Annotated in this window: 23 protein-coding genes; 10 read left to right on the top strand and 13 right to left on the bottom strand. The window is 48.2% G+C overall.

The window, feature by feature from the left end; translation table 11 throughout:
• Positions 1-105 precede the first annotated feature (105 nt).
• A complete protein-coding gene (gene glyA / locus P2H89_RS04550; RefSeq protein WP_275825345.1) occupies positions 106-1386 on the top strand; it encodes a serine hydroxymethyltransferase in 1281 nt (426 codons plus the stop codon).
• Positions 1387-1572: 186 nt separating this feature from the next.
• Positions 1573-1728, top strand: a complete 156-nt coding sequence (locus P2H89_RS04545) for a PLDc N-terminal domain-containing protein (protein WP_275825344.1) — start codon at positions 1573-1575, stop codon at positions 1726-1728.
• 33 nt (positions 1729-1761) lie between these two features.
• On the opposite strand, the gene P2H89_RS04540 is transcribed toward P2H89_RS04545, so the two are convergent.
• Together P2H89_RS04540 and P2H89_RS04535 are read right to left on the bottom strand one after the other, a co-directional pair.
• Positions 1762-2472, bottom strand: a complete 711-nt coding sequence (locus tag P2H89_RS04540) for a LytTR family DNA-binding domain-containing protein (protein ID WP_275825343.1) — start codon at positions 2470-2472, stop codon at positions 1762-1764.
• Complete coding sequence (locus P2H89_RS04535; RefSeq protein WP_275825342.1) at positions 2444-3502, bottom strand: histidine kinase; 1059 nt, start codon at positions 3500-3502, stop codon at positions 2444-2446. Before P2H89_RS04535 ends, P2H89_RS04540 begins: the two co-directional genes overlap by 29 nt.
• A gap of 243 nt (positions 3503-3745) precedes the next feature.
• Here P2H89_RS04535 and P2H89_RS04530 point away from each other — a divergent pair, with 243 nt between their 5' ends.
• Both P2H89_RS04530 and P2H89_RS04525 read left to right on the top strand, forming a co-directional pair.
• A complete protein-coding gene (locus P2H89_RS04530; protein ID WP_275825341.1) occupies positions 3746-4282 on the top strand; it encodes a hypothetical protein in 537 nt (178 codons plus the stop codon).
• A gap of 268 nt (positions 4283-4550) precedes the next feature.
• Positions 4551-4976, top strand: a complete 426-nt coding sequence (locus P2H89_RS04525; protein ID WP_275825340.1) for a DUF4293 family protein — start codon at positions 4551-4553, stop codon at positions 4974-4976.
• Between the two features lie 53 nt (positions 4977-5029).
• Here P2H89_RS04525 and P2H89_RS04520 read toward each other — a convergent pair whose 3' ends face one another.
• Together P2H89_RS04520 and uvrA are read right to left on the bottom strand one after the other, a co-directional pair.
• A complete protein-coding gene (locus P2H89_RS04520; RefSeq protein WP_275825338.1) occupies positions 5030-5584 on the bottom strand; it encodes a hypothetical protein in 555 nt (184 codons plus the stop codon).
• A 123-nt stretch (positions 5585-5707) separates the two neighbouring features.
• The gene (uvrA, locus tag P2H89_RS04515) at positions 5708-8461 is read right to left on the bottom strand and encodes an excinuclease ABC subunit UvrA (protein ID WP_275825337.1); all 2754 of its coding nucleotides are present in this window, start codon (positions 8459-8461) and stop codon (positions 5708-5710) included.
• A 387-nt stretch (positions 8462-8848) separates the two neighbouring features.
• On the opposite strand from uvrA, the gene P2H89_RS04510 reads away from it, so the two are divergent.
• Together P2H89_RS04510 and P2H89_RS04505 are read left to right on the top strand one after the other, a co-directional pair.
• Positions 8849-9430 carry a sigma-70 family RNA polymerase sigma factor gene (locus P2H89_RS04510; RefSeq protein WP_119053595.1) on the top strand — a complete coding sequence of 194 codons (582 nt, stop codon included), beginning with the start codon at positions 8849-8851 and terminating at the stop codon, positions 9428-9430.
• A gap of 341 nt (positions 9431-9771) precedes the next feature.
• Positions 9772-10371 (top strand): Uma2 family endonuclease, encoded by a 600-nt coding sequence (locus P2H89_RS04505; RefSeq protein ID WP_275825336.1) that lies wholly within the window; start codon positions 9772-9774, stop codon positions 10369-10371.
• Between the two features lie 51 nt (positions 10372-10422).
• On the opposite strand, the gene P2H89_RS04500 is transcribed toward P2H89_RS04505, so the two are convergent.
• The 6 genes from P2H89_RS04500 to P2H89_RS04475 all read right to left on the bottom strand — a co-directional run bounded on the left by P2H89_RS04500 (position 10423) and on the right by P2H89_RS04475 (position 16864).
• On the bottom strand, positions 10423-12423 hold the full coding sequence (locus tag P2H89_RS04500; protein ID WP_275825335.1) for a cytochrome c biogenesis protein CcdA: 2001 nt from the start codon (positions 12421-12423) through the stop codon (positions 10423-10425).
• Between the two features lie 88 nt (positions 12424-12511).
• Positions 12512-12964 carry a protein-disulfide reductase DsbD domain-containing protein gene (locus tag P2H89_RS04495; protein WP_275825334.1) on the bottom strand — a complete coding sequence of 151 codons (453 nt, stop codon included), beginning with the start codon at positions 12962-12964 and terminating at the stop codon, positions 12512-12514.
• A 32-nt stretch (positions 12965-12996) separates the two neighbouring features.
• Positions 12997-13449, bottom strand: a complete 453-nt coding sequence (locus P2H89_RS04490) for a protein-disulfide reductase DsbD domain-containing protein (RefSeq protein ID WP_275825333.1) — start codon at positions 13447-13449, stop codon at positions 12997-12999.
• Positions 13450-13561: 112 nt separating this feature from the next.
• Positions 13562-14272 carry a phosphoribosylformylglycinamidine synthase subunit PurQ gene (gene purQ, locus P2H89_RS04485; protein ID WP_275825332.1) on the bottom strand — a complete coding sequence of 237 codons (711 nt, stop codon included), beginning with the start codon at positions 14270-14272 and terminating at the stop codon, positions 13562-13564.
• A 57-nt stretch (positions 14273-14329) separates the two neighbouring features.
• Positions 14330-15313, bottom strand: coding sequence for a DUF6427 family protein (locus P2H89_RS04480; protein WP_275825331.1), 984 nt, complete (start codon positions 15311-15313; stop codon positions 14330-14332).
• Between the two features lie 18 nt (positions 15314-15331).
• Positions 15332-16864 (bottom strand): hypothetical protein, encoded by a 1533-nt coding sequence (locus tag P2H89_RS04475; RefSeq protein WP_275825330.1) that lies wholly within the window; start codon positions 16862-16864, stop codon positions 15332-15334.
• Between the two features lie 415 nt (positions 16865-17279).
• Here P2H89_RS04475 and P2H89_RS04470 point away from each other — a divergent pair, with 415 nt between their 5' ends.
• From P2H89_RS04470 to P2H89_RS04460, 3 genes are all read left to right on the top strand, one after another.
• Positions 17280-19271 (top strand): KUP/HAK/KT family potassium transporter, encoded by a 1992-nt coding sequence (locus P2H89_RS04470; protein WP_275825329.1) that lies wholly within the window; start codon positions 17280-17282, stop codon positions 19269-19271.
• Positions 19272-19414: 143 nt separating this feature from the next.
• A complete protein-coding gene (locus tag P2H89_RS04465) occupies positions 19415-20203 on the top strand; it encodes an alpha/beta fold hydrolase (RefSeq protein WP_275825328.1) in 789 nt (262 codons plus the stop codon).
• Positions 20204-21010, top strand: coding sequence for an alpha/beta fold hydrolase (locus P2H89_RS04460; RefSeq protein WP_275825327.1), 807 nt, complete (start codon positions 20204-20206; stop codon positions 21008-21010).
• A gap of 2 nt (positions 21011-21012) precedes the next feature.
• Here P2H89_RS04460 and P2H89_RS04455 read toward each other — a convergent pair whose 3' ends face one another.
• From P2H89_RS04455 to P2H89_RS04445, 3 genes are all read right to left on the bottom strand, one after another.
• Positions 21013-21948, bottom strand: a complete 936-nt coding sequence (locus P2H89_RS04455; RefSeq protein WP_275825326.1) for a hydrogen peroxide-inducible genes activator — start codon at positions 21946-21948, stop codon at positions 21013-21015.
• Between the two features lie 285 nt (positions 21949-22233).
• Entirely contained in the window at positions 22234-23142 is a 909-nt protein-coding gene (locus P2H89_RS04450) for an LD-carboxypeptidase (RefSeq protein WP_275825325.1), read from the bottom strand.
• A gap of 28 nt (positions 23143-23170) precedes the next feature.
• A complete protein-coding gene (locus P2H89_RS04445; RefSeq protein ID WP_275825324.1) occupies positions 23171-24196 on the bottom strand; it encodes an LD-carboxypeptidase in 1026 nt (341 codons plus the stop codon).
• Positions 24197-24468: 272 nt separating this feature from the next.
• Between P2H89_RS04445 and P2H89_RS04440 the strand changes: the two genes are divergently transcribed.
• Entirely contained in the window at positions 24469-25338 is an 870-nt protein-coding gene (locus P2H89_RS04440; RefSeq protein ID WP_275825323.1) for a hypothetical protein, read from the top strand.
• The last annotated feature ends 48 nt before the right edge of the window (positions 25339-25386 follow it).

The following is a 25386-nucleotide window of genomic DNA, read 5'->3' as shown; positions in this document are numbered from 1 at the left end:
TTGCGTACTCCACACATGACAATTAGCAATGTATTTTCGTATTCTGGCAAATTTTATCCCCAACTCCATTTCGTGCGTTAATTGCTTTTGAAGTACTTTTGCGCCATGCAAAAAGACACTTTAGTTTTTGACCTCATCAACCAGGAGCTTGATCGTCAACGCAATGGCATAGAACTCATCGCCTCGGAAAACTTCACTTCCCTGCAGGTAATGCAGGCCATGGGCACTGTTGCTACCAACAAATATGCTGAAGGATATCCCGGCAAGCGTTATTATGGTGGTTGCGAAATTGTTGACCAGATCGAACAGCTGGCTATTGACCGGCTGAAACAGATCTTTAACGCCAGCTGGGCCAACGTTCAACCGCACAGTGGTGCACAGGCCAATGCAGCTGTATTCTTAGCGTGCGTAAAGCCCGGTGATAAAATTCTTGGTCTTGACCTCAGCATGGGTGGTCACCTCACCCACGGCAGCCCTGCCAACTTCAGCGGCAAAAACTACATTGCCCTTCATTATGGTGTGAAGAAAGATACCGGCCTGGTTGATTATGACCAACTGGAATCGATCGCCCGCAAGGAAAAACCCAAAATGATCATCTGCGGTGCTTCTGCCTATAGCCGCGATTGGGATTACGCCCGCATCCGCGCTGTAGCCGATGAGATCGGTGCCGTAGTACTCGCAGATATCGCACACCCTGCCGGCCTTATCGCCAAGGGACTGCTCAATGATCCTTTCGATCATTGCCACATTGTAACTTCTACTACCCATAAAACTTTGCGTGGCCCCCGTGGTGGTGTCATCATGGTACGTCACGATTTCGAAAATCCCTGGGGCATCAAAGATCCCAAGGGTAATACCCGTACCATCACCCAATTGCTCGACCTCGCCGTATTCCCCGGCATCCAGGGCGGACCACTCGAGCACGTGATCGCTGCCAAGGCCATCTCTTTCGGCGAGATCCTCAGCGACGATTTCCTCCAGTACGGCAAGCAGATCCTCACCAACGCTCAGGCCATGGCCAAATCGTTTGTGAACCGTGGTTATGACCTCATCAGTCAGGGTACCGACAACCACCTGATGCTGATCGACCTGCGCAATAAGAACATCACCGGTAAGAAAGCCCAGGAAACACTCGACAAAGCACATATCACGCTCAATAAGAATGCGGTTCCTTTCGACGACAAGAGCCCATTCGTTACCAGCGGTATCCGCGTAGGTGTACCTGCCATCACTACCCGCGGTATGCAGGAAGCCGATATGGAAACCGTTGTTTCCCTGATCGACAAAGTACTGACAAACGCCGATGACGAAAGCGTGATCAAGGCTGTGAAGGGCGATGTACAGGCCTTTATGAAGAAGTTCCCACTCTATCCCGAATTAGGATAATCATTGCGGGCGGCTTGTCTGCACGCGATCAATGTATACGCCTGATGACAGTTCAGGCAACCTGCGAAAGTGCACCTGGTAATACCGGGTGCACTTTTGATTTTTATCAAGGGGCCACGCAGACCTTTCGCCCCACGCCTGTAACAAAAGAACTTGCCTACCGACTAATGGTATAAACAATCAGCTATGTTCTCGTTTGGATTGATCGGTTTATTATGTCTGGCCTTGTGGATATTCGCGCTGGTAGATATCGTTAACAGCCGTTTCCGCCAGGATACCACCAAGATCGTATGGGCGTTGGTAGTGATCTTTATTCCCTTCATTGGCACCATTTTGTACTAACTGATCGGCAGGGAGCAGAAGCTGTAGGTCTCTTCACACATTCACCACTTTCAGGAATCCCTGCTTGTAGCTGCGGCCCAACGGCAGTTCGTGCCCGTCGATATTGATGAGGTCGTTGTTGTACCCCGATATCCTGTCGATGGCGATGATATAGGACTTGTGTATGCGCAGGAATTTATTTTCGGGTAATTTCTCTTCCATGTAGCTCAGTCGCTGATAAGTGATCAATGGCTTGTCGGTGGTAACGATCTTCACATAGTCCTTTACGCTTTCTATGTAAATGATGTCTTTCAGGAATACCTTTCTTACCTGTTTGTTTACTTTGAAATACATGTAGGCTTTCTCAAATGCATCGGGCCCTTTTTCCTGTGCCTCCACCTGCCTTAGCATATTGTACTGATTAAACTTTCCAATTGCTTTCAGGAAACGCTCAAATGAGACGGGCTTTACGATATAGTCCAATACATCGAGGTCGAATCCATCTGCTGCAAACTCCCGGTACGCAGTAATGATGATGATCTTAGGGCGGTCGTTCAGAGAACGGATCAGATCGAGCCCGGTCATCTTGGGCATCTGGATATCGAGGAAGAGGAGATCGACCTTGGTCTTTTGCATAAAGCCAAAAGCTTCGATAGCATTATTGCACCGGCCAACGATCTCCAGGTCGCCCACTCTTTCGATGTAAGCAGTCATCAGGTCGAGGGCAGGTGGTTCATCATCCACCAACAAGCACTTGATCTTCATGTGCAATCATTTTTATTTTAAGCACTACCAGGTACGATTGATCTTCTTCCATACAGCGGAACTCATACCGGTTCTTGTACAATATCTCCAATCGCTGCCGCACATTTTCCAGGCCAATGCCATTGTGTGAGCCGTTCGATTTTGCCGAAGCAGGTTTACTGTTCTCGGCTTTAATGATCAGCCAGTCGTCTTTATACAATACATCGAGCCTGATCCAGCACACATCTATTTCATTGCTGGCGCCATGCTTGAAACAATTCTCTACAATTGGCAGCAGCAGGAAGGGTGATATGCTTATCCGACTGATGTCGTTGAGTACATTCACGGCGATATCCAACCGGTCGCCATAGCGGATCTTTTCCAGTTCAATATAGTTATTGATATACTCCATTTCCTGCTCGAGCGCAATGTTGGTCTTGCGGCTATCGTACAGGGAGTAGCTCAGCAACGAGGAAAGCCGGTAAATGAGGTCGGAGGTCTTGGGACTGTGTTGCGTGGAGAGCGAATAAATATTGTTGAGCGTATTAAAGATGAAATGTGGTTGCACCTGCGATTTGAGCAATTCCAATTGTGCTTCGGCCTTGTCCTTTTGCAGGGTTTGGGTAATGCGCTGCTGTTCGTACCAGGCCTGCAGGTAATAGAACATCGCATTGAGCGCCACGATAAGATAAGTGCCTACGATCTCAAAAAGGACCTTCGGCGCAAACAGGAATGGTTGGTTCAACATCCATTCGGGCTGAAAGGTCTTATAGATAATGAAATAATTGATGGCCCTGCGCGCTATACCGAAGAACAACATGCTGCTAATGAGGCCGATCCAGAACTTGGTTTTCTCTCCTTTGAGGTAGAAGCGGTTGATCAGCACGAAAATAGTAAACAAGGTAGCCCCGATCATGATAGGCGCGAGCAACGAGGTTTGCACCAGGTGCAGCTCGTACTTGCTATCATAAGCAGCGTTGGCCAGCCATTCGTAGAGGAACCAGCAGGTCCAGAATATGAGGTTGGTGCGTACAATCTTATTCTTCAGCATATGCCTGTTTCTTTACTAAAGTTACCAAATTGTCAAGGTGCCTGCTTCATTATTCGACAAACGCCGTATATCGAAAAATACAGCTGTGGGGTGTTTGTTGCAGGCTACCGGTGTCATACATCTAAAAGGCAAATGGAACCGTTAAAATAGGTTGTTACTTTATCATGAAGTTCAAATAAAGCGGCATTCGGTGCAACATGCATCAGCACTGATCGTCCTATTGACAATAAAAAAAGTATAGCCATGAAACACATCACCCTCCACAGCCTGTTGCTGTCGTTTGTGTTTATCTTGTTGCAGGCATGCGCCTCCGGTAAGGTAAGTAGCAGCAACCACCACAGTTCGGTTCCTCCACAGGTACCGGACCTTTCCACCAGCCCGGCACCGGGCGAATCGGTATACCGCAATGAGATCGCCGTCAGGGCAGTGAGACATTTCACGAGCAGTTATCCCGATGCGCAGGAAGAACGGTGGTACCTCATCAACAATGGCTTTATGGCCAAGTTCAGCAAAGACAACGTCAAGATCCGTATCGACTATGACAAGAAAGGCAACTGGTTGTACACGATCCGGTACCTTACCGAAAAGATGCTGCCCCGCGATGTAAGGGCGCAGGTGAAGAGTACCTGGTTTGACCACAACATCTCGAGTGCCGAAGAGATCCAGGTAGGCTACTCGTTCATCTACTTACTGCATATCTATGAAGGCGAAGACTGGAAGATCATCCGCGTGGCCGATGGTGAAATGAGTGAGGTAATACCTCCCGGCAGAGCGGGTTAAGTACGACTCTTTAGTTAGGAGTATAAAATGGGAAAAAAGTGGCGGGATGTAGCTTCCTGCCACTTGCTTTTTGTAGAGTAGCCAGCAACCCCGGTGTTCCCGGGCGAGGTGGGCTGGTGCCGCATCTCCCACGGTTCGCGGCCAGCAAGACCTGCCGATTGCCTTCAGGGGTTTACTGTAAAACGGTGACCTTTAGCGTGATCGGGCAGGTAAGTGGTTTTCTATCCCAACCAGATTGCCTATTTTTGAGATACTAATTTATATCCAGATGATCCAGCGTATACAATCTGTTTGGCTTTTATTGGCTGCTGCAGCCTCTTTTCTTACCATGAAGCTTTCTTTTTACAGTGGTAATATCATCAAAGAAGCGCAACCGAAGGCCTTTTCTTCGCTGGTAGCCACCGACAGCGTATTGCTCGCCATCACTGTAGTAGCTACGGGCTTGTTATCGCTGGTAGCCATCTTCGTGTACAAAGACCGCAAGCTCCAGCTGCGGCTCAGCTTCCTGGCCCTCCTGCTTTCGGCCATCAGCGTGGTGCTCTTTTATGTGCAAACGCGCAAATTTGTTCCTGGGGAAGGCAACTTCGATCTTACGGCCGTGATCGCTCTGGTGATCCCTGTATTCATCATCCTCGCCATCAGGGGCATTTATCGTGACCAGAAACTGGTGAAAAGCCTCGACCGTCTGCGATAGGCGGGGTGAACATGAAACGACGCAAGTACTGAAGCTATCGGGGGAAGGGCGGTCTATTTACCCAATTCTATTTCGTAAGCAACAAAGGTTCTCTTTTCGACCCTGGTGGTGGTCACCTTGAGCCGAATCTCCTGTTTGCCATTGTTGTAGACCGTATGCTGGACATTGTCAATGTCGAACTTATTCGTTTGTCGGTAATTGTTGGCGAGCAGGAAGCCGGAAATTTCCCTGAACTCTTCCTTATCATAGGTGCGGTACGAAAGCATTTTACCTTTCATGTCCCGTACAGCGGCTTCCATATAGCTCACCGAGCGCACGTTGACCGGCGCATCCTCCTTGCGGGAAACATTGGAATACTGGAACAGCGAACTGGTGCTGTCTACATCTTTCTGCATCAACAGGTAACCCTTCCGCTTAAGGGTGGTATCGATCACAAAACTGTCCCAATCGAGCATAGTGATCAGTTCCGGAACACCGATCTGGGCCAATGGAGCTTTGGGTGTTTTAACAGCCACCACTTTGGGGCGCGATAAATTGATCTTCGCCTGGGCATTCACCTGGCTCGAAACGCCTAATAATACCACCACCAATAAGACCCAATATCGCATATGCTGCTTACTTTTCTGCAAAGAAACAGGTTGAAATGTTAAGACGGTGAGAAATTGCCGGGCCGGCCGCAGTGGCATCTTTTTCAACGTATTACCAGCCCTTTGCAGGCACTGTAAAAGCCTTTACAAAAATTTCCCGGTGAAGCTCGCGCTCACTTTCTTCAAGCCGGCCGGCACGCCGGCATATACGATCGTACCACCGCCATCGCCTGCTTCGGGGCCCAGGTCGATGATCCAGTCGGCACTCTTGATCACATCGATATTGTGCTCGATCACTATAATAGAATGGCCCTGGTCGATGAGGGCGTTGAAGGAAGTCAACAGTTTTTTGATGTCGTGAAAATGCAGACCGGTCGTAGGTTCGTCGAAGATGAACAGGATATGCCCCTGCGCCTTGCCTTTGCCCAGGAATGAGGCCAGCTTAACACGCTGCGCTTCTCCGCCCGACAGGGTATCCGATGACTGCCCCAGCTTCACATACCCCAATCCCACATCGCTGAGCGGCTTTATCTTCTGTATAATGTCTTTCTCGGCCTTGAAGAATTCGAGGGATTCGTCGACACTCATTTCCAGCACATCGTAAATGCTCTTGCCATCGTAAGTTACCTCCAGCACTTCTTCCTTGAACTTCTTTCCCCCACACACTTCGCAGGTAAGGTGTACATCGGCCAGGAACTGCATCTCCACTATTTGCTCGCCCTCACCCTTACAGGTATCGCAGCGGCCGCCATCTACGTTGAAGGAAAAGTGCTTCGGCTGAAAACCGCGCACTTTACTCAAAGGCTGTCGTGCATACAGATCGCGGATCTCATCGTATGCTTTGATATACGTAACAGGGTTGCTGCGGGATGATTTTCCAATGGGATTCTGATCCACCATTTCGATCTGCGACAGGTATTCAATATCGCCGGTGATGGCTTTGTGCAAGCCTACTTTATCGGCAAACTCGCCTTTGATCTTCTGCAGGCCAGGATACAGGATCTGCTTTACCAGTGTTGTTTTACCACTGCCGCTTACGCCGCTTACCACGCAAAGGGTATTCAGCGGAAACTCTACCGTTACGTCCTGCAGGTTGTTTTGCCGTGCACCTTCTACTTTCAACGAACGATTCCAGTTGCGTAGTTTCTTCGGTACATCGATCGAGAGTTCGCCTTTCAGGTACTTACCGGTAAGGCTCTTGGGATGGCTGATGAGCTCGTCGTAATTGCCGCTGGCCACTACTTCGCCACCGAGGTGCGATGCGAGCGGTCCCATATCGATGATATGATCTGCTTCACGCATCATCATTTCATCGTGTTCTACCACCACCACAGTGTTGCCGAGATCGCGCAATTCTTTCAACACCTGTATGAGGCGTTCCGTATCGCGGGAATGCAATCCAATGGATGGCTCGTCGAGAATATAGAGGGAATCGGTGAGGTTACTGCCCAGTGAACGGGTAAGTTGTATCCGCTGACTTTCGCCGCCACTCAATGAGTTGGCAAGTCGATTCAGGGTCAGGTACCCCAGTCCTACATCCAGGAGTGTTTTGAGGCGATGGCCAATCTCTATCAGGACGCGCTTGGCCACTTGTTGGTCGTATTCGCTCAGCTTCAGCGATTCGAACCAACGGGTAAGGTCTTTCACCGGCATTTCACAAAGCTCGCCAATGTGTTTGCCACCTACCTGTACGTAGAGCGCTTCCTTGCGGAGGCGGTAACCTTTACAATCGGGGCAAAGGGTGCGGCCCCGGTACCGTGATAACAGTACGCGGTATTGCACCTTGTATAAGTTCTGTTCTACTTCTTTGAAAAAGTCATCGATACCCAATACCCCATTGCTACCTTCCCACAACATTTTGTATTGTGCTTTGGTGAGGTCGATGATGGGCTTGTGAATGGGGAAGTCGATCTTTTTGGCTCCTTTGATGAACTGCTCTTTCCACCAGCCCAGCTTTTCGCCTTTCCAGGGCGCTACAGCGCCTTCATACACGCTGAGCCGTTTATCGGGTATCACCAGGTCGTTGTCGATACCCAGCACCTGGCTAAAACCTTCGCAGGTGGGGCAGGCGCCAAATGGATTGTTAAAAGAGAAGAGGTTAGGAACGGGCTCTTCGAACAAAATGCCGTCGAGCTCGAACTTATTGGAGAAGGTAAGGAGCTTAGTGGTATTCACTTCCAGTGTAAGGGCTCCTTCGCCTTCGTAAAAGGCGGTACCTACGGAGTCGGCAATACGGTGCTGATCGTCTTCGTCGAAATCCTTCACCACGATACGATCGATGAGCACGTAGGTATTCTTTGCCGGTTTCCACTTGGCATCTTCCAGTAAGTCCTCTATCCGCAGGATGGCTCCGTCATACAAACGGGAAAAGCCTTTTTGCATGAGGATATTAAGTTCTTCCTGCACGTTGCGATGCGTATGCTGTTTGAAGGGAATAAGTATAAGCACTTTATCGCCGGTACTGAGCTTGCTCATGGCATCGATCACATCCTTCACATCGTCTTTCTTGACTTCACGACCCGATACCGGTGAAATGGTTTTGCCGGCTCGTGCATATAACAGGCGGAGGTAATCGTATACTTCGGTCATACTGCCTACGGTAGAACGCGGCGTACGGGTAATGACCTTTTGTTCGATAGCGATGGCGGGGCAGAGTCCTTTTATATAATCGACATCGGGCTTTACCATCCGAGCCATAAACTGGCGGGCGTAGGCACTAAGGCTTTCTGCGTACCGGCGCTGGCCTTCGGCGAAGAGGGTGTCGATGGTGAGGGAAGATTTTCCGGATCCGGAAACCCCGGTTACGACCACTAATTTATTGCGTGGAATCTCTACTGAAACGTTTTTCAGGTTGTGCACCCGGGCACCTTTGATAAAAATATTATCAAAAGCTTTCACTGGCCGGATGGATTTTTTTGTCTCGTTTTTTTTAGCTGTATCAGGCATAAGAAAGGATCACAAAAGTATTGCAATTACGTGGGAACTGGTTCAGATATGTTCTGTCAATTATATTACATAATGTTAATATGATATTTGCTAATGAAATCACTTGCGAATTGTCAATAGGTATAACTATTTACCCCTTAATGCATAAAAAGTTTAAAAGTTCTCTTAAAGTTTTGTTTTTTGAAAAAACTCTCTATCTTTAGTTGGTAATTTGTACAATAAATCAGAAAACTAAAATTTTACTGCCTATCGACGTTGTCACTTCTACACAGAAAAGCCGTTCAAAATAAAATCCATTTCAATTTAAATATCCTATCACCTTCAAAACCGTAGAAGTTTATGAATTTACTACGCAAAAAGACCGACCATGAACTCATCCAGGATTTCCAGGATGGAGACCTGTATGCCCTCGAGACCTTAGTGCTTCGTCACAAGGACAAAATGTACACTTCAATTCTTTTCCTGGTTAAAGACAAATATCTGGCTGAAGATATTTTCCAGGACGTTCTCATCAAGATCATCGACACAATTCGTGGAGGCCGGTACACAGAGGAAGGTAAGTTTTTACCCTGGGCAATGCGTATTGCTCACAACCTGTGCGTAGATCATTTCAGAAAGGTGAAACGTACACCTTCTATCCGTACGAGCGACGACCGTGACATTTTCGAAGTCATCAACTTCACAGAGGAAGGTGCCGACATGAAGATGATGAAAAAGCAAAGCCACGACCGTGTGCGTCAAATGCTTGATCTGTTACCTGAAGATCAACGCGAAGTAATTATTCTCCGTCATTACGCAGACCTGAGCTTCAAGGAAATCGCTTCTCTTACCAACTGCAGCATCAATACTGCACTGGGAAGAATGCGCTATGGCCTGATCAATCTGCGCAAAATGATGATGCAGAAGAAGATCGCCTTGTAATTATCCTCCTTGTCTCTTGACAAAAGTTTAACTAGGACCGTAAAAATTGGGAACGGATAACTAATTAGCTTTGTGAACAACCAAAAATGAGACTGGAAAGATATTGTCATTCTGGCCCTCCATCCGACCTTATAATGATGACATTGCTTGCTAGCCGGAAGGCTGGAACAGAATGACGCCTAATTAAATCCCCGCTTCATAGGAGCGGGGATTTTTTATTGGAGACAACCAGCATTTTCAAATAGCTGTATAGGTAAAGAGGGGTTAGCGCCCTTTCTGCGACCGGTCAAATTTGTCCGCTCTCTCTAAAACCGGCTCAGGAGTTATTCCGTACCTTAGGTATGGAAAACGAAGTAAAAGAACCAGCTGTGAGCTACAGCAAAAGACTATATACCATCGAAGAATACCTCGAATCGGAAGCGCGCTCTGATATCAAACGCGAATATTATCAGGGGGAGTTATTTGCGATGGCGGGAGTTGCCCTGCCGCATAATATCATAACTTCTAACCTGCAAACCAGTCTTGGCATTGGCCTCAAGGGCAAATCCTGCAGGCCGTTCGGCAGCGATATGCGTATTCACATTCCCGCGAATACATTATTTACGTACCCCGATATATCTATTGTTTGTGGAACTCCGCAAACCCTGAACAACGATGATTTCAACGTGCTGAATCCTACAGTGATTATCGAGGTGCTGTCCCCTTCCACCAAAAACTATGACAGGGGCAATAAGTTTAAATTATACCGCGACATACTATCGCTGCGGGAATACATACTGGTCGACTCTGAATCGGTCCATATTGAAGACTTTGCAGTCAACGCCGACAATCACTGGGAACTGCAGGAATACCGAACCCTGGAGGAACGGTTGCATTTGAAGGGCATTTCACTTCAAATCCCGCTGGTCGAAATTTACGAAGACACTTCTTTACGCTCATAAAACAAAAGGGCTCACGGGGAGCCCTTTGTATATGCGATTAATGTTGATCTTCTACTTCTGCACTTGCTTGAACGCCTCCAATCCACATTCCAGCCACTCCTTATATTCCTTCTCATTCGGCGTATAACCAACCGGGCGGGTCAATAACTTTTCATCGGGCGTGATCGCTACATACAACGGCTGCGAAACGCTCGTGAAGTTCAGGCTTTGCAGGGTTGCATATACATCCCCAATCGTCTTAATGTCTTTCTTCGATCCATCGGGAAGGGTATATACAAATTGGTCATCGGGCGATAACTTCTTGCGGTCATCGACATAGAGCGATACCAACACATATTCCTTCTCAATGATCTCTTTGATCTCCGGCACCGGCCACACGTTCTCTTCCATCTTACGGCAGTTTACGCAAGCCCAGCCAGTAAAGTCCAGCAAGATGGGCTTATTGAGTTCCTTTGCCAGTTTCAATCCTTTTTCATAATCATTCATCACCTGTGCCTCTACGCCTTTGAAGGCATCTTTACCGTAGATGCTATAAGTAAGCGGCGGTGGAAAACCACTGATCAGGGCCCTGTTGGCATATTTTGAATTGGTAAGGCCAGGCACCAGGTATAGAGTGAAGGCCAGGAAGATTATAGCTAACGTAAGACGGATCTTCGTGAGTTTGGGTTTACCCTCGTGTTTGAATCGTAAGATACCAAACAGATAAAGGGTAAGCAGAATCCCGATAATGATCCAGATACCAAAGAATACTTCACGTTTCAAAATGCCCCAATGTTGCACCAGGTCGGCATTCGACAGGAACTTAACGGCCAGTGCCAGTTCCAGGAAGCCCAATACGATCTTTACCGATGTCAACCATCCGCCCGAACGGGGTAACGACTGCAGCAAGCTGGGGAATAATGCAAATATGGTGAAAGGCAATGCGAGTGCCAGGCCGAACCCGGCCATACCCATCGACAATTGCATGGCGCCTCCATCAGTCGATAAAGAACCCGCCAGCAACGAACCCAGGATAGGTCCGGTACAGGAGAATGATACCAGCGCCAGGGTAAGTGCCATGAAGAAGATGCCACCCAACCCACCAGAGCCGGCTTTTGAATCGGTTTTATTGGCCAGTCCACCTGGCATGGTGATCTCGAACAATCCGAAGAAGGAAAGCGCAAATACCACGAAGATCACGAAGAAGGCTATGTTCAGCCACACGTTGGTAGATATGGTATTCAGTATTTCCGGATTGCTGGAATCGAGGAAATGAAAAGGTATGCTCAGTATAACATAGATCAACAAGATAAAGAAGCCATACATGACCGCATTGAAAATACCCTTTTTGCGAGTAGGCGATTGTTTGGTGAAAAATGAAACTGTAAGCGGGATCATAGGGAACACGCAAGGTGTCAACAAACCGATCAAACCACCCAAAAAGCCAAGGATGAATATTCCCATCAGGCTCTTGGAGCGGTCATCTTCGATACCCGTTCCTCCGCAATCTTTCACCGGTTTGTTCATGTCGATGGAAGTCCTCTTCAGCGCCTGCGCAGCTTCAGCCGACTCCTGCAAGCCACCAGCCTTTGCACTGATCGCTCCCTTGTCATCGATCGCAAACAGGAAAGGCGCCTCCACCGGACTCGGTATTTCATCCCCTTTCATGAACATATAAGTAACAGCCCCTCTGATCTTGCCCAGTCCTTCTTTTGCTTTCACCGTTACAGTGATCTCAACCTGGTTTTCGAAGAATTTGATCTCTGCGTTATCCAACACCGGCTCTTTCTGCTGTTTAAGCTGGCCGTTCTCGATGGTCGATTCTACTGTAAGGTTAGCTGTCGTGGCACTGTCGAACCCGATGCGCGTATTCAACTCGTCGTCTTTGGCGGTGGTAGAAAAGAGGCGCCAGCCAGGTTCTATGTTGGCTTTATAAGTCAGGATGTATTCCTGATCGGCCTTTTTAGCGGCATTGAATTGCCACTGAACCTTGGGGGCAGTCGAGTCCTGGGCCTGAATGGTGAAAAGGGTACTGAGTAAAAAAAGTACGATGAAGTAAATTTTCTTTATCATGATCTGTCTCTGTCTAAAAACAAACGAGCCCCCTAGGCAGGAACCCGTTTGCTTTGATCAATTATTTTTAGTTGGTCGTTCAAAATGCTTAGCCTCCGATGTTCACCGTGAAATCATAATCCGCAGGAGGCAAACACCTTGTATTGTTACATACGGTATATTCTACTTTGCCGGTAAAGTTCGTCTTTACCTTACCCTTCAGCTTTACCACCTGCACAAACTCCACACGCTGCTCGTAATAGTTTACAACAGCATCCAGGGCTGCTTCTTTTTTGGTGATCAGCTTGCCCACTTCTTTGGGCTTGCCGTTTACCAGCACCAATGGATTCCGGTTGAAACTGATCACTGTGGGCGCCGGCATATCGGGGCCTGCATTTTGTGAATACAGGTGCCAGTTGTTACCGATCTCGGCCACGATGCGTACTTCGTAAGTCTTGTTATCGATCTTCCTGGCGTTGGCCGTCCAGTTCACAGCTTTGTCCTGTGCCTGTAACGTAGAGAAGCCTATTGTAACCAACAAGAGTAAAAAATAAGATCGCATAGCGGAAGTTTGAGGGGGTTGGGGGAAAACGTTTATCCGCCGATGTTCACATTAAAAGGAACTTCAACGGGAGGTAAACATTTCTCATCATTACATACCATGTACTCTACTTTGCCGGCGAGGTTGGTTTTGGCAGCACCTTTTACTTTAACGATCTGAACGAAGTTCACCGTCTTCTCGAAGTAATTCACTACGCCATCCCAGGCTTCTTCTTTCTTCTTAATGAGCTTGCCTTCTTCTTTGGGTTTGCCTTCCACCGTCAACAAAGGATTCTTGGTGTAAGTAAAAGTAGTAGGCACTGGTCCGTCTACACCCACCGTTTGGGAATAGATATGCCAGTTGCCGGTAATGTTCGCAGTAAAATGAACTTCGTAAGTCTTGTCTGCGATCTTTTTGGCAGTAAAATTCCAGTTAACAGGTTTCTCCTGAGCGTAAGCACCCGCAAAACCAATAACAGCCAGAGCAAGTAACAAGTATTTCTTCATAATGAGCGTTTCTATTAAAACAGAAAATAAGTGGCAATGTACTAAAGGATATCTTAAATTTTATTTAAAATACCCCTCCCCCTTTATGAATGAAACCCTGAACTTTTTAGCCCTATGCGTTGGCTACGGCAGCTGCAGAACGTGCAGCACCAGTCTTAGCATTCATTAACAATGAATTCAGTATGATACGACCGTCCACATTACCCAGCGCATCGCTGGTAGCCCTTTCGGGGTGCGGCATCATGCCAAAAACATTCCCGTTCGCATTACGGATACCGGCAATATTTCTGGTAGCGCCATTCGGATTGGCCGAAGGAATAACCGCACCGGTTTCATCGCAATAGCGATAGATCACCTGGTTGTTGGCTTCCAGTTCATCCAATACGTTAGCGTCGGCGTAGTAGCGGCCTTCCCCGTGAGCAATGGGGATCTTGAGCGCCTGATCGGGAGATCCTACACCTTTGATATATATGTTCTTGCTGATAAATTGCTGATTAGCATTCCTTAATAATACCCCGGGCAGCAAATGCGCTTCGCAAAGCACCTGGAAACCATTGCACACCCCGAGCACCTTTCCGCCCTTGTTGGCGAAATCGATCACACTTTGCATCATCGGGCTGAAACGGGCAATGGCGCCACAACGGAGGTAATCACCGTACGAAAATCCACCAGGCAGTACGATACAATCGTCTGTCGTGAACATGGTGAGGTCCTTTTCCTTGTGCCAAAGCATGATAACTTCCTGATTCAGATCATTTTGCAGCGCGTCCTGCATATCACGATCACAATTCGAGCCGGGGAAAACTACAACTCCAAACTTCATTACTGGTATTAATTTGAGGAATCGCAAAGATAAGAAAGATTCGGGTTCCTCCCTACCCTAAGCTTGTGTCCAATAACCAATGTACATCGCCCATCCGAATATAATCCAGTGCAGTGCCTGCGGAAACCATTTACTGGTGGGATAAAAATAAGCCGATGCATGGAATGCCGTGAGCGGTACCGCACACAAGAGCCAGTTCACATAGTTATTGCCCCCATTGGCCACGATGATCAGCATTGACACGATCAGGAACACCAGCAGCAGGCTCCAGCTCTTCCGCACGTTGATGAGCATCTTCGTAAGGTTATTCTGCACAAAGAATCCACCTATTATAAATGGGAATATCAATAAGGCAATGCTCACGATCACCGTAATGGAAGTGGGCATCACCGGCAGGTTGAAAGAGATATTCGGCATGATCTTTTTCCAGCTCCATTGGTTGGTGAGGTACAGTACGATGCCCATAAAATAGTAAGGCGTGGTAATTCCGAGCAATCCGATAAGCCATTCCCGCACCCGCAAAGGACGCATAATGAACAACGACATCAGCAGGAAGATGGAGAACACGATGGCCGGCTGGTACATCAGGGTCACCAAACCCATTATCAGGCCCACATTGAAGATGGCTGCTCCCGGCTTGTTGGAATTATACAGAATGCTCACCCGGTAATAGATCCAGATCAGCAGGGAGTTGATCAGCAAAGGCGCCGAAAAGTGATTCCACTCGATAAATAAGGTGGTGATGAGCATATAGGCCATGCCCGGCAGGTAATTGGGCCGCGCCAACATCTTCTGCTCATTGCAGATCTTGTTGAACATGATGGCCTGACTATACAACAGGATAAAAGCGATCAGTGTATAGATGATCGGCGGCATATGCAACGGAGCTAGGAAATCCAGCAACCATATGTAGAGGAAGTGGTCATCCGGTTGCTGCAATGGAGGCAGGGGATGCAGCAACATCCCGAATTTCAATACCAGTCCGTATATCAGCAACACCAATATGTTGCCGGAGTTCTTCTGTTTAAAAAGGCCAGTCACAAGATATGGATAGAAGGGTTAGAAATCTACTTTGGCAAAAGTCAGGTAATTCCGGTACTGGCAGGGAATGATGATGGAACGTCCGCTGATCTGCTTGCCATAACGCGGCATGAATTCGACCGCCCTGTCGAGGCCCTTCAGCGTAGGCCGGCGGGTGATCTGCCCTTCGGGTCCGATGCTTTGGTCGTTCAGCAACAGCGTGCGGCGCTCATACAAATTGAACAGGAAATGTAATTCGCCTCCTGTATTCATCACCTGGTGCGATACCAGTCCTTCGCTTTCATCATCAAACTGGCTCTTCGGTATCACATTGTTCCACTCGAGTTTACCTTCCTTGTCGAAAGACAGTATCATGATGTTTTCTGCATGGTAGCGGGTAGCCTGCGAGTTGCCCCAGCGGTTCCACGGCGAGCCCCAGGAATTATAATACGGCGAATAATAATAATCCATCGGCGAAGCCCAGGGGTTATTCCAGGAGTAATAATCCCAGCGATTAAAGGTTCCTCCCCGCGAAGTGGTGTACATCGACTCGGCCACCATAATGTACCCGCCGTCTCTCTTAACGATCATATTCTTGATGAAATAGTCGTTAAAGGCCAGTTTCACGTTGGCATCGGGCCCCTTGGCCAGCCGGCGCAATTCGTCCGAAAAGGCAAAAGCCGATTCCCGGAGGAGATCATTGGAGGCCTTATCCCAAAGGACCGTGTACAATCCTTCCACATTACCACGCTTCTGCTTATAATACAATGCCGTAAATATATAACGCCGGTTTGTGTTATCTATTTTGATCTTCACCTCATCCAATACCCTTTCGCCTGTTTTAAGATCGGTGATATCGAACTTTTCTTCCTGTGCTTTCTTGCGGATCAACTTTACGTCCGAGACGAAATCGCTCCCGTTCTTCCGGATGTACTTGCCAAAGACCATATCACCCTCGTTATCGACCAGGAAGTCGGTGAAATAGTCGTTCCGCTCCTCCATGGCCAGCTGCATGCGGTGCTTTTGCTGCAACTGCATATCGTTGTTGAACAACAGGGTGGTAAACAGGAAGTTGTTGGGGTTGCGGCTATTGATCTTGAACACGAGGATCTTGCTCTTATCGTCGCTGTAAACCGTCGTATAGATCTTGTTGCTGGCTGCCCAGCCAATACGGGTAGTATCCAGCTCGACCGGATCGGTCAGCATCTTCGCCTGCGAGTTCAGCTTAACACCCATGCAATACACCACCCCGCGGCGTTGGAACTGATAGATCATCCACACGTGATCGGGGTAAGGAACAAAGTCGACATTGATCCACCGGTCGTCCATATAGTCCAGCTTCACCCTTTCTACCAGCTTCATCTCGTTGTCGTATACGCTGATGGCATTGTCGGACCGGTTGTTCTTAAATACCAGTATGTTGGCGCCCACTTTGCCAATGATCTCAAAATTGGTGCGGCGGCTATCGTCGCGTTCCGATTCGGAGTAGAATATTCTTTGAGCTGAAGAGAGCAGCGGAAGGCACGCGATCAGGACAACGGCCAGCAATCTGCCAATTAATGGATTTTTCATCGTAGAGTTACAATGCATTAACACATTCTTGCATGCCAAATTAAGGATTGTAGTACGCCCACCCAAACTTTCCATACAATTTTAAATATTTGAATTTCGTAATAACTGTTAGTAGATGAAAGCCTTCCGCCATCATCACCCTGTCCGGTCAACCACCTGCACCAGTATATATGTAGACGAAAGTTGTGCCTAAAAAGCTGTCAGCCTGCCGGCAGCCTCTCCCGGGCCACCCGGTAGCCATTCGGTTGCCACTGACAAAAGATGTGCAGCTTCAACGAATTACACAAGGCCACACAATAAATCTTGCACTCAATTAGTTTTTTTACGTATACCTTTGTCCTGCCGGGTTCCAGTAACCCGGCATTGTAATTGATGATATTGTTAAACCCTTTGAAACGGGATAAGCTACACTACAGTGAGCAAACAGATTAACAAAGTTACCGCAGCGGGTCTTGTTGTTGCATTAGGCATTATTTACGGCGACATCGGTACTTCCCCGCTCTACGTGTTCAACGCTATTATTAGTGACCGGGTCATCAACGAAGACCTCATTATCGGGGCCCTCTCCTGTATTATCTGGACGATCACACTGCAAACCACGATTAAATATGTCTGGCTCGTATTACAAGCCGACAACCGGGGTGAAGGAGGCACCTTCGCACTGTACGCACTGGTAAGACGACAACGAAAATGGCTGGTCATCCCGGCAATGATCGGTGGCGCAGCCCTCTTAGCCGACGGCATCATCACTCCCCCCATCTCCATTACCTCGGCCGTTGAAGGTTTGCAAAAGATACCCGCTCTCGAGGGAAAGATCGATCACTACATCATTTACATCGTTATAGCCATCCTGGCTCTCTTCTTTTTCCTGCAACAATTTGGAACCGCCTCTATCGGAAAACTATTTGGCCCCATCATGCTCATCTGGTTTTCCATGCTGGCCATCCTGGGCGTCTGGCACCTGTTTGATGATATTACCATCCTCCGGGCCTTTAGCCCCTATTATGGAATTGAATTCCTGAGCACCTATCCCAAAGCCCTGTGGCTGCTGGGCGCCGTATTTCTCTGTACAACAGGGGCGGAAGCCCTGTACAGCGACCTTGGCCATTGCGGCAAAGGCAATATCCGGGTAAGCTGGATCTTCGTAAAGACCTGCCTCCTCCTAAACTACCTCGGCCAGGGAGCCTCCCTGCTGAAACACCATACGGGCCTGCAGATCACTACAGAAGTGAAAAAGACCCTCGGCATCAATGCCTTTTACGATCTGATGCCGCAATGGTTTGTACCGGTAGGCGTAGTCGTGGCTACCACAGCCGCTATCATTGCCAGTCAGGCCATGGTGTCGGGATCCTTCACCCTCATCAGTGAGGCGATGCGCCTTAACCTCTGGCCCAAGTTCAAGATCCGGTATCCATCCGAAGAAAAGGGTCAGCTGTTCATCCCCAGCCTCAACTTCATGATGTTCCTGGGCTGTATCGGTATGGTACTTTATTTCCAAACATCTTCCCGTATGGAAGCGGCTTATGGCCTCGCCATCATCCTCACCATGCTCACCACGACCATCCTCTTCGCCAACTACCTGGTGGCCAAAAGGATCAAGTCGACCTGGATATACATTTACCTGGCAGGCTATATAACAATTGAGATTACTTACCTGCTGGCGTTGCTGCAGAAATTCAGTCACGGTGGTTATATTACCCTCGTTGTAGGCGGTATCATGTTTGCCGTTATGTATATCTGGTTCCGTAGCCGCCGCATCAAGAACCGTTACGTGGAGTTTGTGCGCCTGGAGCATTATATCCCCCAGATACAGGAACTGAGCAACGACAAAACTGTACCCAAATACGCTACCCACCTGGTGTACCTCACGAGTGCCAATAACCCTAAGGAAATTGAGCATAAGATCATTTATTCCATTCTTAACAAGAAACCCAAAAGGGCCGACATCTACTGGTTTGTACACGTAGACACCCTCGATGATCCTTATACCTGCGAATACAAGGTCGATCACATCATCCCCAACGATATCATTCGTGTGGAGTTCAGGCTTGGTTTCCGTATGGAGCCGCGCATCAACCTCATGTTCCGTAAGGTGGTGGCCGACCTGGTAGCCAACAAGGAAGTAAACATCACCAGCCGCTACGAAAGCCTGGAAAGGAACAATGTGGTAGGCGACTTCCAGTTCATCGTTATGGAAAAATACCTGAGCCAGGATAATGAACTGCCTTTCTTCGAGCGGCTGATCATGAAACTCCATTTCACGTTGAAAGATTGGAGCCTGTCGGAAGAAAGAGGCTTTGGGCTCGATACCGCCAATGTAACGGTAGAGAAATTCCCGCTTATTGTGGCACCGGTCAACAACCCCAACCTGAAACGGGTATACGATCCGGAAGAAACCCTGTTATAAATTCCCCGTTCATACGAAGACAGTGCGTGCCCCTTGGGCACGCACTGTTAGTGTAAGCATAAACGCACCACCCAAAGCTCAGTGCTTTATTGTATCTTCAGGGAAGGCAACCCGTCAACGACAAATCAAAACATTATACTGCCTTGCCCGATTTCATCTGGTACATACTCGGTGGCATTGCTTTACTGACTACAGCCGCCTGGCTATTGCAGGACCGTTTTATTTTTAAGCCCGAAAGGCTGCCCGCCGATTTCAAGTTCCGCTTCGATGTACCTTTCCACGAACTGTTCTTCGATATTGCACCCGGCGTACGCATCAACGGACTTCATTTCTACCGCAAGGAACCCAAAGGACTGATCCTTTACTTTCACGGCAATACCCGCAGCATTAAAGGCTGGGCCAAATATGCACGCGACTTCTACCGCTACGATTACGATGTGGTGATGGTCGACTACCGCGGCTTTGGCAAAAGCACCGGCAAACGCAGTGAAAAGGAAATGCTCGCCGATATGCAGTTCGTGTATGCCACCCTCACCCAAACCTATCCTGAACATCATATCATCGTGTATGGCCGCAGCATCGGCAGCGGCTTTGCCTGTAAAATAGCGGCCGACAACAAACCGCGCTACCTTATCCTCGACGCCCCCTACTACAATTTCCGGAAGGTGGTAGAGCGTTTTTTACCCATATTGCCTGTGCGCTACGTGCTCCGCTATCATCTGCGCACCGACAAATGGATACGGTATGTAAACTGTCACACCTACATTATTCACGGCACCAAGGACTGGCTGATCCCCCTGCGCCACAGTGAGAACCTGCAAGCGATCAATCCCTCCAAGATCACCCTTATCCGTATTCATGGCGGAATGCATAATAACTTACCTTCGTTTCCCGAATACCACAATTTTATCCGGGACATCCTGAAATACTAAATGAAGAAGAAGAAAATTACCCGCTGGCTCAGCATTGTACTTATGCTCTATTGCCTCATAGGCATTGGTATTTATTACGGGCAGGATAAGATCATGTTCAAACCCGAAACGGTAGCGGCCGACTACAACTACAATTTCCATGATCGCTACAAAGAAGTGAATATCCCCTACACGACCGGGATTAATATAAACATCGTGCAGTTCACGACCGACTCAACACCGAAAGGAGTTGTACTATATTTTCATGGCAACATGCGGAACATCAGCCGCTATGCGCATCACGCGCCAACATTTACCAAAAACGGCTATGAAGTATGGATGATCGATTATCCCGGCTATGGTAAAAGCACCGGCAAGTTCACTGAAAAGGAATTGTACGATTGGGCGCTTACTTTCTACAAACTGGCACGCGCCCGCTTTGCACCTGATAGCATTATACTGTATGGCCGTTCACTTGGGACAGGCATTGCCACTCAACTGGCATCGGTGCGCAATTGCAAACGCCTCATACTCGAAACCCCTTATTATAGTTTCCCTTCCATTGCCGGCACCTACTTTCCCATTTACCCGGTAGAGCGGCTGATATGGCTAAAGGTCCCCACCTGGCAATACATACAACAGGTAACCGACCCCATCACCATTTTTCATGGAACAAACGATGGTGTGATCCGCTACAGCAACGGCAGCCGACTGAAGCCTTTCCTAAAAACAGGCGATGAATTTATTACCATTGAAGACGGCAGTCACAATAACCTGGGCGATTATCCGCAATACCAGCAGAAGATGGATTCCTTATTGAGTAAGTAATCCTAAATGGGTACCACATTGGCGCTTTTGTTCTTCCGCACTTTATCGGGAATACTGGCAAGTATTTCCTCTTTCAGCACTTCGATGAGGCGCTTCTTCACAAAATCACGGTGTACAACGAGACTAACCTCCCGCATGGGTGCGGGCTTTTGAAAATGACGTATCAGTTGTAAACGCTTATTGTCCATATCGAGGGTCGTGAGCTCGGGGAGGATGGTAATGCCATCGTTCAATTCCACCATGCGGCGCAGGGCCTCGATGCTCCCGGCTTCGTATTCAAAATGCGAACTCATTTCACTGGACTTGCGCAGCTCGCAAAGGTTTACGATCTGCGAGCGGAAACAGTGCCCCTCCTCCATCAGCCAAAGCTTTTCGGGGTCTATATCCTGCGCCAGTACATAGGTCTTTTTATAAGCTACATTTTTCTTCGCCACATAGGCCAGCAACTCTTCGTAGAACATCACATGTTCCTTGATCCCTTTTTCCTGCAGGGGCGTTACTACAATACCCACATCGATGCGTCCTTCGCGCAACCGGGTGATGATATATTCAGTCAGCATCTCCTGCACCACCAACTTTACTTGCGGGTACTTCTTGGCAAAGCCCTGTACAAACAAAGGCAACAGGTAGGGTGCCAGCGTTGGTATGATGCCAATGCGAAGTTCACCCGTAAGGATGCCCTTCTTATTCTGGACAATCTCCTGGATCACGTTCTTCTCAGCCAGTATCTTGCGGGCCTGTTCAATGATCTCTACCCCCGCTTCGGTGGGCACCACGGGCTGCTTGCTGCGGTCGAATATCTTAACCCCCAGCTCTTCTTCCAGCTTTTGGATCTGCATACTCAGCGTTGGCTGCGTCACATAACACCGGCCGGCCGCCATGGCAAAATGCCGGCAGGTATCCACCGCTACCACATATTCCAGTTGAACAAAGGTCATAATAGGTTCTGTCTATGATTGAATAGGTTTAATCAATTGGATTTATTGGCAAAATAAACGAAGTTTTGTATAACAAAGTCAGGAATCACGGCAAACCGGGTTTACGGGCAGAATACGAAGACTGTAAGTATACTGCGTTGAAAGGATTTACAAAGCAGCAGGCACACCGGGAAGTCCCCCCTGCTGCCAATGGGAGTTCAACAAAACTGCGTTAGCTGAAACGATCGGCAATATAGATTACACACAATGGGGGGCATATCGGAATGGTCTGGTATGCCCAATTTTTTATTCTTCGAGGGTCACTTTGTGCTTGGTCACTTTCAGTTTGTACCCTACCCCCACTTTGAGGGCATAGTTTTCTTTTTCGTGACTTACCGGGAAATTGAAACAGATGGGATAATCGTAGTCTTTAACAATGTCGTGAATGATCTCGTAGATCGTTTTGCCGAAGGGGCGTTCGGTATCCTTGTTATCCGTAAAACCACCGATGATCAGGCCGGCGAGCTTATCGAGCTTACCGCTCCGTTTGAGCTGGTACAGCATACGATCTACATTGTACATGTATTCTCCAATATCTTCCAGGAAAAGGATGCGTCCTTTGGTCTTTATATCGGAAGGCGTGCCTATTATATGAGCCAGTAAAGATAAGTTGCCACCCACCAGTTCACCGATGGCCTCGCCCTTCTGGTTGAACTCGTGCCCTTCGCCATGATACCTGGCCGTTTTTCCTTCAAGGGCCTGCTTTAACGATTGCACATACTCGTTCTTATAGCCATCGTCATTAAATGCCGCGGCCATAGGTGCATGCATAGAGGCGATGCCATAGTTGCTGTAAAGGTGCGCATGCAAAACGGTGATATCACTAAACCCGATGATCCACTTGGGGTTCTTTTTGAAGGATTTGAAACTAACCTGGTCAATGATCCTGCCCATGCCATATCCACCCCGCCCGCAGAGGATCGCCTTCACCTCTTCATCATCCAGCATGACCTGGAAATCGTGGAGACGCTCCTCATCAGTACCCGAGAAATAGTTAGTGCTATCGCTGCCCAGCGTTTTGCCCACCTTTACTTTGTAGCCCCATTGCTGAAGCACTTCTATGCAGGTTTGCGCCTTTTCCGCAGCCATAAAACCCGCCGGGCACGTGATGCCGATCGTATCGCCCGGCAATAAATAAGGAGGAGTTTTTATCATACTGGTTGCAAGTTAAGGATAGAGGAGGTCATTTTTCAACAAGGCTCACGGAAGTTGCGTCTACGGTTAGCTGATGCACCACGCCGCACTTCAGCGCAAAATTGTTCTTTTGGTGACCTACCGGGAAATCGAAACATACCGGGAAATCGTAGCGGGAAACTTTTTCCAACACGATGTCCTGCACCGTGCGGCCAAATTCTTCACCCGGATCATCGGGCTTTACTTTGAAGCCACCCACGATCAGCCCCTTCAGGTCTTCCAGTTTACCGGTGCGCGCCAGGTTCCAGAACATACGGTCAATGCTGTACAGGTACTCGCCGGTATCTTCCACAAAGAGGATCTTGCCAGCTGTATTCAGGTCCGACTTACTCCCTGCCAATGTTTCGATCGTCTTGAGATTGCCACCTACCAGCACACCGCTTACAGTACCCAATTTATTGAAGGCAGTAGGCGTGGTTGTATATTTCATCGTTTCGCCCGACAATGCCTTGCGGATAGACAGAATGGTGTCCATCTGTATAGGATCGGCCTTGGTCCAGTCTTCCGGAAAACTGTTGCACATTTTTGAATGAATGGAAGCAATACCATAGTTACGGTTAAGATGACCGTGTAATACGGTTATATCACTGAAACCGATAATCCATTTCGGTTTCGTAACCAATCTCGAAAAATCGAGCCGGTCCACGATCCGCACAAAGCCATAGCCGCCCCTGGCACACATAATAGCCTTCACGCCCGGGTCATTGATCATTTGCTGAAAGTCTTCGGCCCGTTCGGCATCACTGCCCCCAAAAGTAAAATCACGTTTGCCTACCGTGGAGCCCACCTTAATCGTGTAACCCCAGCTTTTCATTTGCTCCATCGCTGGCTCAATTTCCTTGAGGGTGATGTAACCCGCCGGACAGGTAATGCCGATGGTATCCCCCGGCTTCAGGTAGGGCGGAATGATGGGTTTCTTAGTATAATCTGGATAACTATAAGAGGCCGCAGCCGGTATCCCGGGCAACAAAGTGCCACCGGCCAGCATGGAAGACAGAAATCGCTTTCGGTTCATGAATCTTGTTTTATGACAGGCACCCCATTGGGTCTTGACCGTTGAGATGACAGCGCCTATCCCTGCAAGGAAAGCTACAATTTACAATCTGAAAAATAATTTAAAACAATTCATCCAGTTGGTTGTTATTGCTCATTGCTTGCCATATTCAAATAAACACCTATTTAAACCGGCTCATTGCAATTAAGCCGTTAATGCTGTTTTCCATTAACAGTTTTCATGTAGCTTTGCGGCCGCAAACCGAAACCTTTTAGCAAGGAATAGTTAGAACTATGGCAAGGAAATATTGTATCGCGATCATTGGTCTGTTATCCTTTTTTACAACATCCGTTACCGCCCAGGAGAAAGGGTACTGGTCATTTGTAAAGAACGGAAGTTTTTACCTGAGCTGGGGCTACAACACCGAATGGTACACCCGCTCTACCCTCCATGTAAAGCAGCCTTCACTCGGCAACGATTACAAACTGGTAAACGTCAGGGCACACGATCATCCGGGCTGGGATGAAGGACTTTTCTCCAAAGCCATGACCATCCCCCAGTACAATTACCGGTTGGGTTACTTCTTCAACGAAAAGCAGGACCTCGCTATCGAGATCAACTTCGACCACACCAAATACATCATCACAGACGGCCAGCAGGTAACCGTTAAAGGCAACCTCAATGGTCAGAAAATAAACGGAACACGTGAATTTTCCGAAAAAGAAGGTTCCTACTACTACCTGAACAATGGCGCCAATTTTCTCCTGTTCAACCTGGTGAAGAAATTCAAGCTGATAAAGCCCGGCCCCGCTAATAACCTTAAGCTCGACCTCCTGGCCAAGGCCGGTGTAGGCCCTGTTATTCCCCACGTAGAGAACAGCCTTTTCGGTCAGAAGAATGAGCCCGGCTTTCAGATCGGCGGTTGGAATACCGGCATTGAAACTGCATTCCGCCTCACCGCCTTCCGCTACGCTTACATCGAGTTCGCCCAGAAGGTCGACTATGCCCGCTACAGCAACCTTAAAGTATATGAAGGAAGGGCCCGTCAGGCTTTTGGTACTTATGAGCTCATCCTGAACCTCGGCTTTACCATACCTACCGGCAAGCACAATAAAGAATTTGCCCGGCATATCCCGGTAACGCCCGAAACAAAAGCAGAATAAGCTGTTGGCAAAGCACCATCAGCTTACACGATAAAAAGAAGGTCCGGC

The sequence above is a fragment of the Paraflavitalea sp. CAU 1676 genome (assembly GCF_029223285.1).
GTDB lineage: Bacteria > Bacteroidota > Bacteroidia > Chitinophagales > Chitinophagaceae > Paraflavitalea.
This window is presented reverse-complemented; position numbering and strand designations above follow the sequence as displayed.